This window comes from Streptococcus sp. 2022WUSS037, assembly GCF_044427225.1.
GTDB lineage: Bacteria > Bacillota > Bacilli > Lactobacillales > Streptococcaceae > Streptococcus.
In genome coordinates this window covers 20,853-34,220 of the sequence record NZ_JAOTGJ010000012.1, presented here as the reverse complement: position 1 = coordinate 34,220, position 13,368 = coordinate 20,853, and the positions used below count along the sequence as shown (strand labels likewise).

11 protein-coding genes and 1 pseudogene are annotated in these 13,368 nt (G+C 43.0%); 10 read left to right on the top strand and 2 right to left on the bottom strand.

Going from position 1 to position 13,368, the window contains the following annotated elements:
• Window positions 1-58: 58 nt before the first annotated feature.
• The 4 genes from ODU55_RS06135 to proC all read left to right on the top strand — a co-directional run bounded on the left by ODU55_RS06135 (window position 59) and on the right by proC (window position 5,856).
• The gene (locus ODU55_RS06135) at window positions 59-2,527 is read left to right on the top strand and encodes a bifunctional DnaQ family exonuclease/ATP-dependent helicase (RefSeq protein WP_398582267.1); all 2,469 of its coding nucleotides are present in this window, start codon (window positions 59-61) and stop codon (window positions 2,525-2,527) included.
• Between the two features lie 154 nt (window positions 2,528-2,681).
• Entirely contained in the window at window positions 2,682-3,758 is a 1,077-nt protein-coding gene (gene proB, locus ODU55_RS06130; protein WP_398582266.1) for a glutamate 5-kinase, read from the top strand.
• A gap of 64 nt (window positions 3,759-3,822) precedes the next feature.
• Window positions 3,823-5,061 carry a glutamate-5-semialdehyde dehydrogenase gene (locus ODU55_RS06125; RefSeq protein ID WP_398582265.1) on the top strand — a complete coding sequence of 413 codons (1,239 nt, stop codon included), beginning with the start codon at window positions 3,823-3,825 and terminating at the stop codon, window positions 5,059-5,061.
• 9 nt (window positions 5,062-5,070) lie between these two features.
• Entirely contained in the window at window positions 5,071-5,856 is a 786-nt protein-coding gene (gene proC, locus ODU55_RS06120) for a pyrroline-5-carboxylate reductase (RefSeq protein WP_398582264.1), read from the top strand.
• A gap of 204 nt (window positions 5,857-6,060) precedes the next feature.
• Here proC and ODU55_RS06115 read toward each other — a convergent pair.
• Window positions 6,061-6,283, bottom strand: a pseudogene (locus ODU55_RS06115) (TetR/AcrR family transcriptional regulator); the annotation flags it as partial.
• A gap of 126 nt (window positions 6,284-6,409) precedes the next feature.
• Between ODU55_RS06115 and ODU55_RS06110 the strand changes: the two are divergent.
• Window positions 6,410-7,261, top strand: coding sequence for a DegV family protein (locus tag ODU55_RS06110; protein WP_398582263.1), 852 nt, complete (start codon window positions 6,410-6,412; stop codon window positions 7,259-7,261).
• Between the two features lie 256 nt (window positions 7,262-7,517).
• On the opposite strand, the gene ODU55_RS06105 is transcribed toward ODU55_RS06110, so the two are convergent.
• Window positions 7,518-8,777, bottom strand: coding sequence for a PLP-dependent aminotransferase family protein (locus ODU55_RS06105; protein WP_398582262.1), 1,260 nt, complete (start codon window positions 8,775-8,777; stop codon window positions 7,518-7,520).
• A gap of 122 nt (window positions 8,778-8,899) precedes the next feature.
• On the opposite strand from ODU55_RS06105, the gene yaaA reads away from it, so the two are divergent.
• From yaaA to cps4B, 5 genes are all read left to right on the top strand, one after another.
• Window positions 8,900-9,634, top strand: a complete 735-nt coding sequence (gene yaaA / locus ODU55_RS06100; protein ID WP_398582261.1) for a peroxide stress protein YaaA — start codon at window positions 8,900-8,902, stop codon at window positions 9,632-9,634.
• A 105-nt stretch (window positions 9,635-9,739) separates the two neighbouring features.
• Window positions 9,740-11,179, top strand: a complete 1,440-nt coding sequence (locus ODU55_RS06095) for an LCP family protein (protein ID WP_398582260.1) — start codon at window positions 9,740-9,742, stop codon at window positions 11,177-11,179.
• Between the two features lie 15 nt (window positions 11,180-11,194).
• Window positions 11,195-11,884, top strand: coding sequence for a Wzz/FepE/Etk N-terminal domain-containing protein (locus tag ODU55_RS06090; protein ID WP_398582259.1), 690 nt, complete (start codon window positions 11,195-11,197; stop codon window positions 11,882-11,884).
• Between the two features lie 9 nt (window positions 11,885-11,893).
• On the top strand, window positions 11,894-12,580 hold the full coding sequence (locus ODU55_RS06085; protein ID WP_024377020.1) for a tyrosine-protein kinase: 687 nt from the start codon (window positions 11,894-11,896) through the stop codon (window positions 12,578-12,580).
• Between the two features lie 38 nt (window positions 12,581-12,618).
• Complete coding sequence (cps4B, locus tag ODU55_RS06080; RefSeq protein ID WP_024377021.1) at window positions 12,619-13,350, top strand: capsular polysaccharide biosynthesis protein Cps4B; 732 nt, start codon at window positions 12,619-12,621, stop codon at window positions 13,348-13,350.
• Window positions 13,351-13,368 lie beyond the last annotated feature (18 nt).

Genomic DNA, 13,368 nt, shown 5'->3' with positions numbered 1-13,368 from the left:
ATCCAGTGAATTCATGGATTTTGTTTGAGGCTTTTTCAGTGGGAGCGAATATGCTATAATGAACAGTATGAAAGACACAAGAACAAGCAATCGGTATGCCGTTGTGGATTTGGAAGCAACTGGTACAGGTGCCGATGCAAAAATCATTCAAATTGGGATTGTTCTGGTTGAAAGCGGAGAAATCATTGACAGTTACGCGACAGACATCAATCCCTATGAACCACTTGATGACCATATCAAGAATCTGACAGGTATCACAGACAAGCAGTTGGAGCAGGCTCCAGATTTTGGTCAGGTCGCAAGTACCATTTACGACATGATTGGAGATGCTATTTTCGTTGCCCATAATGTCAAGTTTGATGCCAATCTCTTGGCGGAAGCTCTCTTTTTTGAAGGCTATGAATTGTTAACTCCGCGCGTAGATACTGTGGAATTATCCCAGCTATTTTTCCCAACTTTTGAAAAATACAGTCTGGGCAACCTAGCAGAACACTTGGACTTGGGCTTAGACCAGGCCCACACAGCCATTTCGGACGCCATGGCAACAGCTCGCCTCCTTATCAAAATCCAAGAGAAAATCAGGTCCCTACCTCTGTCGCTTGTAGAAAACCTGCAAGAGCTAGCGGACAATCTGCTCTTTGAATCCCGTCTAGTTATTGATGAGCTGGTGCCCTATCTAGCTGAAACGATATCGACCAGTCTGGAAAGTATTCATGGCTTGGTCTTGAAAAAGCCAGAAAAAGACCAGCTAGCCTACCATTTATCGGAAGATTTTGTGACCAATCTTGCCCTACTCGGTCTGCACGAACGTAAAAAACAAACAGCCTTCGCTCATGTGGTTGAAAAACGCTTGGCTGACGAAGAAAAAGTGCATTTTATACAGGCACAGGCAGGCTTGGGCAAGACCTACGGTTATCTACTGCCCCTGCTTGCCAAGTCGGACCAGCCCCTTTTGGTGACGGTACCGACCAAGCTCCTTCAAGAGCAAATTATGGACAAAGAGGGAAGCAAGCTGCGAGAGATTTTCCATGTTTCCATGGCATCCCTCAAGTCGCCCAAGTATTTTATCAAATTGGATAGCTATTGGAAAACCCTGCAAAGACAGGATGACAATCGTTTGGTCAATCAATTCAAGATGCAGGTCCTGGTCTGGCTAACAGAAACTCACACAGGCGATTTGGACGAACTCAAGCAGAAACAGCGTTATCAAGCCTACTTTGATGAGATTGCCCATGATGGCCATTTGGAGCCAGAAAGTCTTTTCTGGGGCTGGGATTTTTGGCAACGTTTGAACCAGCAAGCCTTATCCAGCAGGTTGCTCATCACCAACCACGCCTATTTCCTTAGTCATCTCAAGGACCAAGATCCACTGATGAACAATCGCTTGGTGGTCATCGACGAGGCCCAGAAATTTCTCTTGGCTGCTGAAAATCTTGCGACGGATTCTCAAGATTTGACAGCTCTCTTACAGGTATTGCAGAGTAAAAAAGATAAGGCTGATAAACTCCTAGACCAACGCCTCTATGAATCCTGTCAGTTTGAGCTTAACCACCTCTTGACCCGTTTTCGCCAGCATGGGCAGCGGGAAGTTCAAAAGGTTGAACTTCATCAACTTGCTCAGAACCTGGTGGAGCTTGGAGATATTGATTTGAACGACTTGCATGAGCTCATAGACTATTACGATACCTTTTGGCTGGAGGAGAAGAATTTTGATGACAAGCGGATTGCTTATCTGCGGGGCGCCAAGGACATTCTCATGAATGTGACCAACTACCTGCCAGACACCAAGATTTTCTGCATCAGCGCTACCTTGACCATTAGTAAAAAGGTCGGTCTTGCGGATTTGCTGGGCTTTGAGCAGGTCACCATGGACTTGCTTCCCACGCAAGCAGTGCCCAACCAGCAGCTACTCTTTCCGACCCACCTCCCTGATATCCTCGCTTGGACCAAGGAGGAGCACGCTGCCTATTTGGCTACCACTTTAGGAGAAATAGCAGAGCTGGGCAGACCGATTTTGGTCTTATTCACCTCTATCTCACTGCTTTTGCAGGTATCAGATTTACTAGAAGACAATAATATTCCCCACCTAGCCCAACACAAGCATGGACAGGAAATAACTCTCAAACGCAAATTTGAACGGGGCGAATGCCAGATTTTACTGGGCACAGGTGTATTCTGGGAGGGAGTTGATTTTGCCAGTCATGACCAACTAATTCAGGTCATTACAAGACTGCCCTTCGACAATCCCAAGGACCGTTTTGTCCAGAAAATCAATCACCATCTACGTGAGCAAGAAAAAAATCCATTTTACGATTACAGTCTGCCTATGATGATGATTAAGTTGCGTCAAGCCATTGGGCGTACCAATCGGTATGACAACCAAGATTCTCTAGTCTTGGTTTTGGATCCGCGTATCCATACCAAACGCTATGGACAGCAAGTCCTCTCCTTCTTTGAGAAAGATTATCAAGTGTTACAACCTAGCGAAAGGGATATGGTAGCAATCGCACAGGAATTTTTTGAATAGATTAAAGGGAGGCGGCAAGCTCTCCTTTTAGTTTTGAGTATAAGCTTACTTATTTCTAGGAATTTTCACTCATTCTCTGCTGAATAACAGTGATTTTCTTTATGTATAAAATATGGTATAATTTTTCAAATATTAGTTTTTGTGAGAAGAGATTATGACAGAAAAAACAATCGTATTTAAGGTGGGTACCAGTTCACTGACTCAAGAAAATGGCAGTCTGGACCGGATCAAGATTGCTCGGATTACCAATCAGCTGGCCCAGTTGCACCAGAAGGGCTACCAGATTGTGCTGGTGACTTCGGGGTCCATTGCTGCTGGTTTTCGGAGATTGGGATTTGACAAGCGACCGACCAAAATTGCGGAAAAGCAAGCCTCTGCAGCTGTGGGTCAGGGCTTGCTGATTGAGGAATACACGCAGAATCTGATGAAAGATGGTATTGTGTCGGCTCAGATTTTGCTGACCCAGGATGATTTTGCGGATGCTAGACGTTATCAGAATGCCTCTCAGGCCTTGCAGGTCTTGCTCAAGCAACGGGCTATTCCTATCATCAATGAAAATGATACCGTTGCTATTGAGGAAATCAAGGTGGGGGACAATGATACCCTGTCTGCCCAGGTGGCTTCGCTCTTGAAAGCAGATCTCTTGGTGCTTTTGACTGATGTGGATGGACTTTACACTGCCAATCCCAACAGCGATCCGACAGCCCAGCGCTTGCCTGAAATCAAGGAAATTACGGAAGATTTGTTTGCCATGGCAGCAGGAGCAGGCTCGTCCAACGGGACTGGTGGCATGACCACCAAATTGCAGGCAGCACAGATTGCGACCAAGTCAGGCGTGCCAGTCTTTATCTGCTCATCCAAGGAGGATACGGCCCTTCTACAAGCGGTCACTCAAGCCAACCGTGGCACCCTCTTTTTAGCAGATGACCATGCCATGAACCAACGCAAGCAGTGGATGGCCTTCTACGCTCGGACAGATGCAGCAGTTGAGGTGGATGCTGGTGCGGTTGAGGCCATGTTACACCAAGGCCGCAGTTTGTTAGCTGCTGGTGTCAAAGCTCTGGAAGGTGACTTTGAAGTAGGGCAGGTCGTGGAAGTTTACAGTCAAGCAGATCACCGCTTGATTGGTAAAGGACGGGTCAAATTGTCCTCCAAGGACTTGCAGGACCAGTTGGTCAATGGCAGAGCAGAGGGTGTGTTGATTCACCGCAACGATTGGGTGAGCTTATAGTTATTCAGTTTGTCTTGATTATGTTGACGAACGAGCAAACTGAAAGACTAAATAGGAGAAATTTATGACAACAACTCAAGCATTATTAGATAGTTTATTGGCCCACAAGGCTTCTATCAACCTTGCAACAACCGAACAGAAAAACCAGGCCCTGTCAGCTATGGCAGATCAGTTGGTTGCTCAGACTGAGGAGATTTTAGCTGGCAATGCCATTGATATGGAACATGCCCAAGGAAAAATCAGCCAGGTCATGCAGGATAGATTGCTCTTGACAGCTGAGCGGATTGAAGCTATGGCAGATGGCATTCGGGCCTTGATCGACTTGCCAGATCCTGTTGGGCTAGTCTTGGAAGAATCCACTCGGGCAGACGGCTTGAACATTTGCAAGAAATCCATTCCATTTGGCTTGGTGGGAATGATTTACGAAAGTCGTCCAAATGTGACTTCAGATGCTGCTGCCCTTGCTATCAAGAGCGGAAATGCAGTCATCTTGCGTGGAGGTAAGGAAGCCTTTCATTCGGCTCAGGCCATTGTCACAGCCCTCAAGGCTGGTTTGGAAGAGGCTGGTCTTTCTCCAAAGGTCATTGAGTTGGTCCAAGATACCAGCCGGGCCTCTGCGACAGAGTTGATGACTGCCAAAGGCAAGATTGATCTCTTGGTGCCACGTGGCGGTGCAGGGCTTATTCAAGCCGTCGTTGAAAATGCGACTGTGCCTGTTATCGAAACAGGCACAGGTATCTGCCATGTCTATGTAGATAAGGATGCGGATTTGGATAAGGCTCTTCAGATTGTGGTCAATGCCAAAACCAGTCGCCCATCTGTCTGCAATTCAGCAGAGGTATTGCTAGTCCATGAAGAAATTGCCAGCCAATTCCTACCTCGCTTGGAGGAAGCTCTGGCTGGTCAGGTGGAGCTACGTGCTGACAATCAGGCCCAGGCTCTTCTCAACCAATCCACACCGGCAGGCGATCAAGATTTTGATACAGAATTTCTGGACTATGTCCTGGCTGTCAAAGTTGTTTCAAATGTAGAAGAGGCTATCAGCCACATCGCTCAACACTCGACAGGGCACAGCGAGGCCATTGTGACGGAAAATAGCCAGACGGCAGAGCGTTTTACTCTCTATGTGGATTCGGCAGCGGTCTATGTCAATGCCTCGACCCGCTTCACAGACGGTGGCGAGTTCGGTCTGGGCTGCGAGTTGGGCATTTCCACCCAGAAGATGCACGCCCGTGGTCCTATGGGCCTGCGTGAGATGACCACCTACAAGTACATCATCACAGGCGACGGCCACATTCGTTAGGAGGACAAGATGAAGATTGGATTTATCGGACTGGGCAACATGGGAGCGGCCCTGGCCCAAGCGGTCAGCCAGCAACCAGATACCCAGCTTCTACTCAGCAACCACAACCCAGCAAAAGCCCAGGCTCTTCAAGAGAAGGTAGGCGGTCAGTTTTTTTCTAATGGGGAAATAGCAGAGCAGGCCGAGGTCATTTTCCTTGGGGTCAAACCTCACCTGATTCAGACAGTCTTGTCAGGCTTACAGGATCAGATTAGCCAGAATCCGTCGGCTATCTGGATTTCCATGGCAGCGGGGGTGACCATTGACAGTCTGGCAGAATTTCTGTCGGCAGACAACCTCATCCGTATCATGCCCAATACACCAGTTGCTATCGGCCAAGGCATGACGACCTATAGCTTGGTCAATCAAGAGCTCGCTCCGCTATTGGAACAAATCCTAGAAAAATCAGGCAAGGTCCAACAGGTGCCAGAGAGCCTGATCGACGCAGCAACGGCTATCGCAGGCTGCGGCCCTGCCTTCGTCTATCAGATGATTGAGGCCCTGACGGATGCTGGTGTGCAGAACGGGCTGACGGCTCAAGACGCCAAAGTTCTTGCAGCTCAAACCCTCGCTGGAACTGCTCAGATGGTCTTGGACAGCGACAAGCACCCAGCCCAGCTCCGACAAGAAGTGACCTCGCCAGGCGGTTCGACCATCGCAGGCGTTGTTGCGCTGGAAAAAGAAGGCTTCCGTTACGCCATCATCAAGGCAGTCGCCGCCGCCCTCAAAAAGACTAGAAAATTAGGCCAAAAATAGAAGACTGCAAAAAACGGGACTTTTAATCCCGTTTTGTTTTTTCTTTGATCCATTGGCTGACATTAGACAAGGTTTTGCTTTGCTCGGCCTTGCGTTTTTGTTCGTGGACAAAATCTGCAAAGCTTTGCTTGACGCCGTCCTTTTGAACCTTGTCCTGCAAGTCCTGCCATTTCTTTTTAAGGTTGCTAGAAGTCCGTTCGTAGTAGTCTTCAAGGATTTCTTCCTTGGACTTGTAATTGCGGTAGAAGGCATTGCGTGACACACCAGCTTTTCGGACCAATTCAGATACCGAAATTTGCTTGAGCTCCTTTTTCTCTAGGAGAAATAGCAGAGCAGTTTCTATTGATTCCTTAGTCAGTTGATTCGCTTCTTTATTTGATTGATAGAGGTTTTTCAAAGATTGGGGTGAAATTTTACGACCTGCCATAGTTTTCCTTTTCCGAGTGTCACATCTGAAAGAAAATGCTTTCAGATGGGGTAGTTTAATGATATAATTGTAAGTAAATAGAGATTTATTGTCAAATAAAAAAGTAAAATTGGAAATGAGAATATTATGTCAAAATGGAAAATTGTTGCAGATTCGGGCTGTGACTATCGTCAATTAGCTAATCTAGCTCCGGACACTGAATTTATTAGTGTGCCACTTACCATCCAAGTTGGAGAACAAGCATTTGTTGATGATGCAAGCTTGGATATTGATCACATGATGGAGGTGATGGAAGCATCTAAGTCTGCAGCGGGGTCGGCGTGTCCAAGTCCGCAGGCTTATCAGGCAGCTTTTGAGGGAGCTGAGAACATTATCGTTGTGACGATTACAGGTGGGCTATCGGGTAGTTTTAATGCGGCACGTGTAGCTAGGGATATGTATATCGAAGAGCATCCGAATGTCAATATCCATTTGATAGATAGTTTGTCAGCCAGTGGGGAAATGGATTTACTTGTTGACGAAATCAATCGCTTAATTGGTGCAGGACTAGATTTTCCACAAGTAGTAGAAGCGATAACTCACTATCGGGAACACAGTAAGCTCCTCTTTGTTTTAGCGAAGGTTGATAATCTTGTTAAGAATGGAAGACTGAGCAAATTGGTAGGCACTGTCGTTGGTCTTCTCAATATCCGTATGGTCGGTGAAGCAAGTTATGAAGGCAAACTAGAATTACTTCAAAAGGCGCGTGGCCATAAGAAATCTGTGACAGCGGCCTTTGAAGAAATGAAAAAAGCAGGCTATGATGGTGGTCGAATTGTCATGGCCCACCGCAACAATGCCAAGTTTTTCCAACAATTCTCAGAGTTGGTAAAAGCAAGTTTTCCAACGGCTGTTATTGACGAAGTTGCAACATCAGGTCTATGCAGTTTTTATGCTGAAGAAGGTGGACTTTTGATGGGCTATGAAGTGAAAGCGTGATTCACAGAGTAATACTCAATGAAAATCAAAAGTAGCCTAGGAAACGAAGTCGAAGATAGAACTCTGTTACTATCTTATTTCAAGGTAACAGGCTGAAAACCTCCACTGGAGCTTTTCACTCATCAAGGTAAGTTGACAACGGATAATTTTGATTTTCGAAGAGTATAACAATTTTGGAATGTAGTTTCCACTATATAGAATAATCCCCCTCGTCTTCTAAGTTCGAGGGGGATTGTTTGTATGAGGTTATTAAATTTCATTCATTCAAATATCTTACGAATTGCTCCAGTTTATCTGCAAAATCTTGTTCAAAGAAGATCTGTAAGAAATCAGCTTTCTGTCCGCTGAAATAATAACACTTTCCAAACATGTGTTGGATGCTAGGCGAAAGAATCCCCTTGCTTAGCTGAAAGGTCACGCTCCCTTTGGAAATTCGATACGGGATGTTCAAATTGTATTTCTCTAAACAATCTTTTATTTTATTCCACTGAGCGTGATAAATATGATGAAGATGCTGTGTGTTCCGTGCAAACATACCGTTATCAATGTAGAGCGAGAGAGCTTTTTGCATGATAAGATTGGTATCGTAGTCGATTAGACTCTTATGTTTGATGAAGGAATCACGTAGCTGATTAGGAAGGCTGATTGCACCGATTCGGAGGGCTGGAAAGAGTGTCGGTGTAAAAGATTTTATGTAGATGACACGATTATCTGTATCAAGATAGTGTAAAGGTAGGCTATGACTAGAGTCGAAATCTGCCAAATAGTCATCCTCAATGATGTAGACATCATATTGCTTTGCTAATTTTACGATGGCTGTTTTTGTTGCTATATCATAAGTTGAACCGAGAGGGTTGTGCAAGCGAGGAATTGTGTAGAAAAACTTAATTTTTCCAGTTTGGAAGATACTTTCCAATTCTTCTAGGTCGATTCCATCTAAATCCCGTTCAATTGTTTGATAGGGGATTCCTTGATGTCGAATGAGCTCGATCATTCGTGAGTAGGTAGGGTTCTCTATCAAGATTTCCGTTTTTCCAGCCAAGGTTTCCATTTGTGTGAGAATATATAGAGCTTGTTGACTACCAGCTGTGATAACCAGCTGGTCTTTTTTTGTATAGACATGATAGTCCATTAATAAACTTTGAACGGAGGAAATCAATTCTGCCAATCCCTCTTGTTGGTGGTAGTAGTTGAATAGGTAATTTTCCCGCCCAATAAGACTTTCGTTTAGACAAATCCGAAAATCTTCATAGGGTAATTCTTGAAAGTCTGCAGGATTGAGCTCTACAGTATGGTCTTGGAAATCTCTATCTTCTAAGATATAATAACCGCTTTTTTCGACAGCGTAGATCTTATTTTGGTACTTTAATTCCAACATAGCCTTTTGGACAGTGTCTTTGCTACAATGATATTGCTCGCTGAGTTGACGGATAGAAGGTAATTTCTCTCCACGTTTGAATCGATGTTCCTCTATTCCAGTCAAAATATCTTGGATGATAACTTGATATTTTTTCATCTAGGCCCCCTTTTTTATAGACTATGTTACTAGCTAGTATATAGGAAAAATTGAAGAAAGACAATATATGAATAATGGGGTTGTGGTTCAGGAATTAAGCTACTATATGGTATAATTAAGTGATGAAAATAATTATACCTAATGCAAAAGAAGTAAATACAAATCTAGAGAATGCCTCGTTTTATCCCCTGTCTGATCGAAGCAAGCAGGTGCTGGATGCCATAAGTCAATTTGATGTAAAAAAGATGGCTGCCTTTTATAAATTGAATGAAGCAAAGGCTGAGTTAGAAGCTGATCGTTGGTATCGAATCAAGACAGGTCAAGCAAAAACCTATCCAGCCTGGCAGTTATATGATGGTCTTATGTATCGTTATATGGATAGGCGAGATATAGATTCGAAAGAAGAAAATTATCTACGTGACCATGTTCGTATAGCGACAGCCTTATACGGATTGATTCATCCTTTTGAATTCATTTCACCTCACCGCTTAGATTTTCAAGGGAGCTTAAAGATAGGCAATCAGTCTTTGAAACAGTATTGGCGACCGTATTATGACCAAGAAGTTGGTGATGATGAACTGATTCTCTCACTGGCTTCGTCAGAATTTGAGCAGGTGTTTTCTCCACAGATTCAGAAAAGATTAGTTAAAATTCTTTTCATGGAAGAAAAAGCAGGTCAGCTAAAAGTTCACTCGACTATATCAAAAAAAGGCAGAGGAAGATTGCTGTCCTGGTTGGCTAAGAACAATATTCAGAAATTATCGGACATTCAAGATTTTAAGGCGGATGGCTTTGAATATTGTGCTTCCGAATCAACGGCAAACCAACTTACCTTCATACGATCAATCAAAATGTGAAATTATAAACAAGATAACGTTTTCCAGCACTAAGTAAGGATAGGAAAATATTAATTTCTATGGTATAATGGGTGCGTTATAAGTAAAAGTCTAGGAAGGTTGTTTATGAAAAAGAGAAGCGGACGAAGTAAGTCGTCCAAGTTCAAATTGGTAAATTTTGCGCTTTTGGGACTTTATGCCATTACTCTATGTTTGTTCTTAGTGACTATGTATCGCTATAACATCCTAGATTTCCGGTATTTGAACTATATTGTGACGCTTTTGCTAGTAGGAGTGGCAGTATTGGCTGGATTATTGATGTGGCGTAAGAAAGCGCGCATATTTACAGCATTCTTACTTATTTTTTCACTAGTCATCACTTCCGTCGGAATCTATGGAATGCAAGAAGTTGTAAAATTTTCAACACGGCTAAATTCAAATTCGACGTTTTCAGAATATGAAATGAGCATCCTTGTCCCAGCAAATAGTGAGATTACAGATGTTCGTCAGCTTACTAGTATTCTTGCTCCAGCCGAATACGACCAAGAGAACATCACCGCTTTATTGGATGACATATCCAAAATGGAATCTACTCAACTAGCAACTAGCCCCGCAACCTCTTACCTGACAGCATATCAATCTATGATAAATGGTGAGAGTCAAGCGATGGTCTTCAACGGAGTTTTTACCAATATTTTAGAAAATGAAGATCCAGACTTTTCTTCAAAAGTGAAAAAAATATATAGTTTCAAAGTGACTCAGACTGTTGAAACAGCTACTGAGCAGGTGAGTGGAGATAGTTTTAATATCTATATTAGTGGTATTGATGCTTATGGACCGATTTCTACTGTTTCGCGTTCAGATGTCAATATCATTATGACTGTCAATCGTGCGACACATAAGATTTTATTGACAACCACTCCACGAGATTCATACGTTGCTATTGCAGATGGTGGGCAAAATCAATACGATAAACTAACACATGCTGGGATTTATGGTGTTAACGCCTCAGTGCACACCTTAGAAAATCTTTATGGTATTGACATTAGTAACTATATCCGACTCAACTTTACTTCCTTCTTGCAGTTGATTGATTTGGTTGGTGGTATTGATGTTGAAAATACCCAAGAATTTACAAGCGGAGGGTACAATTTCCCGGTTGGGACAGTGCATCTAGATGCAGAGCAAGCGCTAATCTTTGTTCGTGAGCGGTATTCGTTGGCTAATGGTGATAATGATCGCGGTCAAAACCAAGAAAAAGTGATTGCAGCCTTGATCAAAAAAATGAGCGCACCAGAAAATCTTAAAAACTATCAAGCAATTCTATCTGGTCTTGAAGACTCCATTCAAACTGACTTGAGTTTGGAAACGATAATGCGCTTGGTCAATACGCAATTAGAATCCGGTACCCAGTTTACAGTTGAGTCTCAGGCCTTGACAGGTTCAGGTCGTATGGATTTACCTTCTTATGCGATGCCTGGATCACAACTTTATATGATGGAAATTAACCAAGACAGTCTGGAGCAAGCAAAGGCAGCGATTCAGTCAGTATTGGATGGAAATTAAAAAATAGGAGAAAACATGAATAATCAAGAATCAAATACAATCGAAATTGATGTATTATACTTATTAAAAACATTGTGGAGAAAGAAGTTTCTTATTATCCTAACATCCTTTTTGGGTGCAGGAATTGCCTTTGTCTACAATAGTTTCTTGGTAACACCACAGTTTGACTCGACAACTCGTATCTATGTAGTGAGTCAAAATGTAGAAGCTGGTGCCGGGTTGACCAACCAAGAGTTACAAGCAGGTACCTATTTGGTAAAAGACTATAAGGAAATTATCCTATCACAAGATGTATTGACGCAAGTAGCTACAGAGTTGAACTTGAACGAGAACTTAAAAGAAAAGGTTTCAGTTTCTATCCCTGTCGATACTCGTATCGTTTCTATCTCCGTGCGTGATGCGGATCCAAATGAAGCAGCACGTATTGCAAATAGTCTTCGTACCTTTGCGGCGCAAAAAATTGTTGAGGTCACCAAGGTAAGCGATGTGACAACACTTGAAGAAGCAGTCCCAGCGGAAGAACCAACCACTCCGAATATAAAACGCAATATCTTGCTTGGTTTATTAGCTGGAGGTATCTTGGCAACGGGAATTATCTTGGCTATGGAAGTTTTGGATGACCGTGTCAAACGCCCTCAGGATATTGAAGAGGTAATGGGCTTGACCTTGCTTGGTGTAGTACCAGATTCGAAGAAATTGAAATAGGAGAACAATATGGCAACGTTAGAAATTGCGCGTACAAAAAGAGAGATAGTAAATAAAACCGAGGAGTATTTCAATGCCATCCGTACCAACATTCAGCTTAGCGGAGCGGATATTAAGGTTGTTGGCATTACCTCTGTTCAATCAAATGAAGGTAAGAGTACAACTGCGGCTAGTCTCGCTATTGCCTATGCTCGTTCAGGTTATAAGACCGTCTTGGTAGATGCGGATATCCGAAATTCAGTCATGCCTGGTTTCTTTAAGCCAATTACAAAGATTACAGGCTTGACGGATTACCTAGCAGGGACAACAGACTTGTCTCAAGGATTATGCGATACAGATATTCCAAACTTGACCGTCATTGAGTCAGGAAAGGTTTCTCCCAACCCTACTGCCCTTTTACAAAGTAAGAATTTTGAAAATCTACTTGCGACTCTTCGTCGCTATTATGATTATGTTATCGTTGACTGTCCACCATTAGGACTGGTAATTGATGCAGCTATCATTGCACAAAAATGTGATGCGATGGTTGCAGTAGTAGAAGCAGGCAGTGTTAAGCGCTCATCTTTGAAAAAAGTAAAAGAGCAGTTGGATCAAACAGGCACACCGTTCTTAGGCGTTATCTTGAACAAATATGATATTGCCAATGAGAAGTATAGTGAATACGGAAACTACGGACATTACGGCAAAAAAGCTTAATTTCTCAGATAATATAAGTTTGATAAGTAGGTATTAGTATGATTGATATTCATTCGCATATCATATTTGGTGTGGATGACGGTCCCGAAACTATTGAAGAGAGCCTGAGTTTGATAGGCGAAGCTTATCGTCAAGGTGTTCGCTATATCGTAGCGACATCTCATAGACGAAAAGGGATGTTTGAAACACCAGAAAAAGTTATCATGACTAACTTTCTTCAACTTAAAGCAGCAGTAGCAGAAGTTTATCCTGAAATACGATTGTGCTATGGTGCTGAATTGTATTATAGTAAAGATATCTTAAGCAAACTTGAAAAAAAGAAAGTACCCACACTTAATGGCTCGCGCTATATTCTCTTGGAGTTCAGTATGAATACTCCTTGGAAAGAGATTCAAGAAGCAGTGAATGAAGTGACGCTACTTGGGCTAACTCCCGTACTTGCCCATATAGAACGATATGATGCGCTAGCGTTTCATGCAGAGAGAGTAGAAGAGTTAATTGACAAGGGATGCTATACTCAGGTAAATAGTAACCATGTGCTGAAGCCCGCTTTAATTGGCGATCGAGCAAAAGAATTTAAAAAACGTACTCGGTATTTTTTAGAGCAGGACTTAGTACATTGTGTTGCTAGCGATATGCATAATTTATCTAGTAGACCTCCGTTTATGAGGGAGGCTTATAAGTTACTAACAGAGGAATTTGGCAAAGATAAAGCGAAAGCGTTGCTAAAAAAGAATCCTCTTATGCTATTAAAAAACCAGGCGATTTAAACTGGTTACTCTAGATTG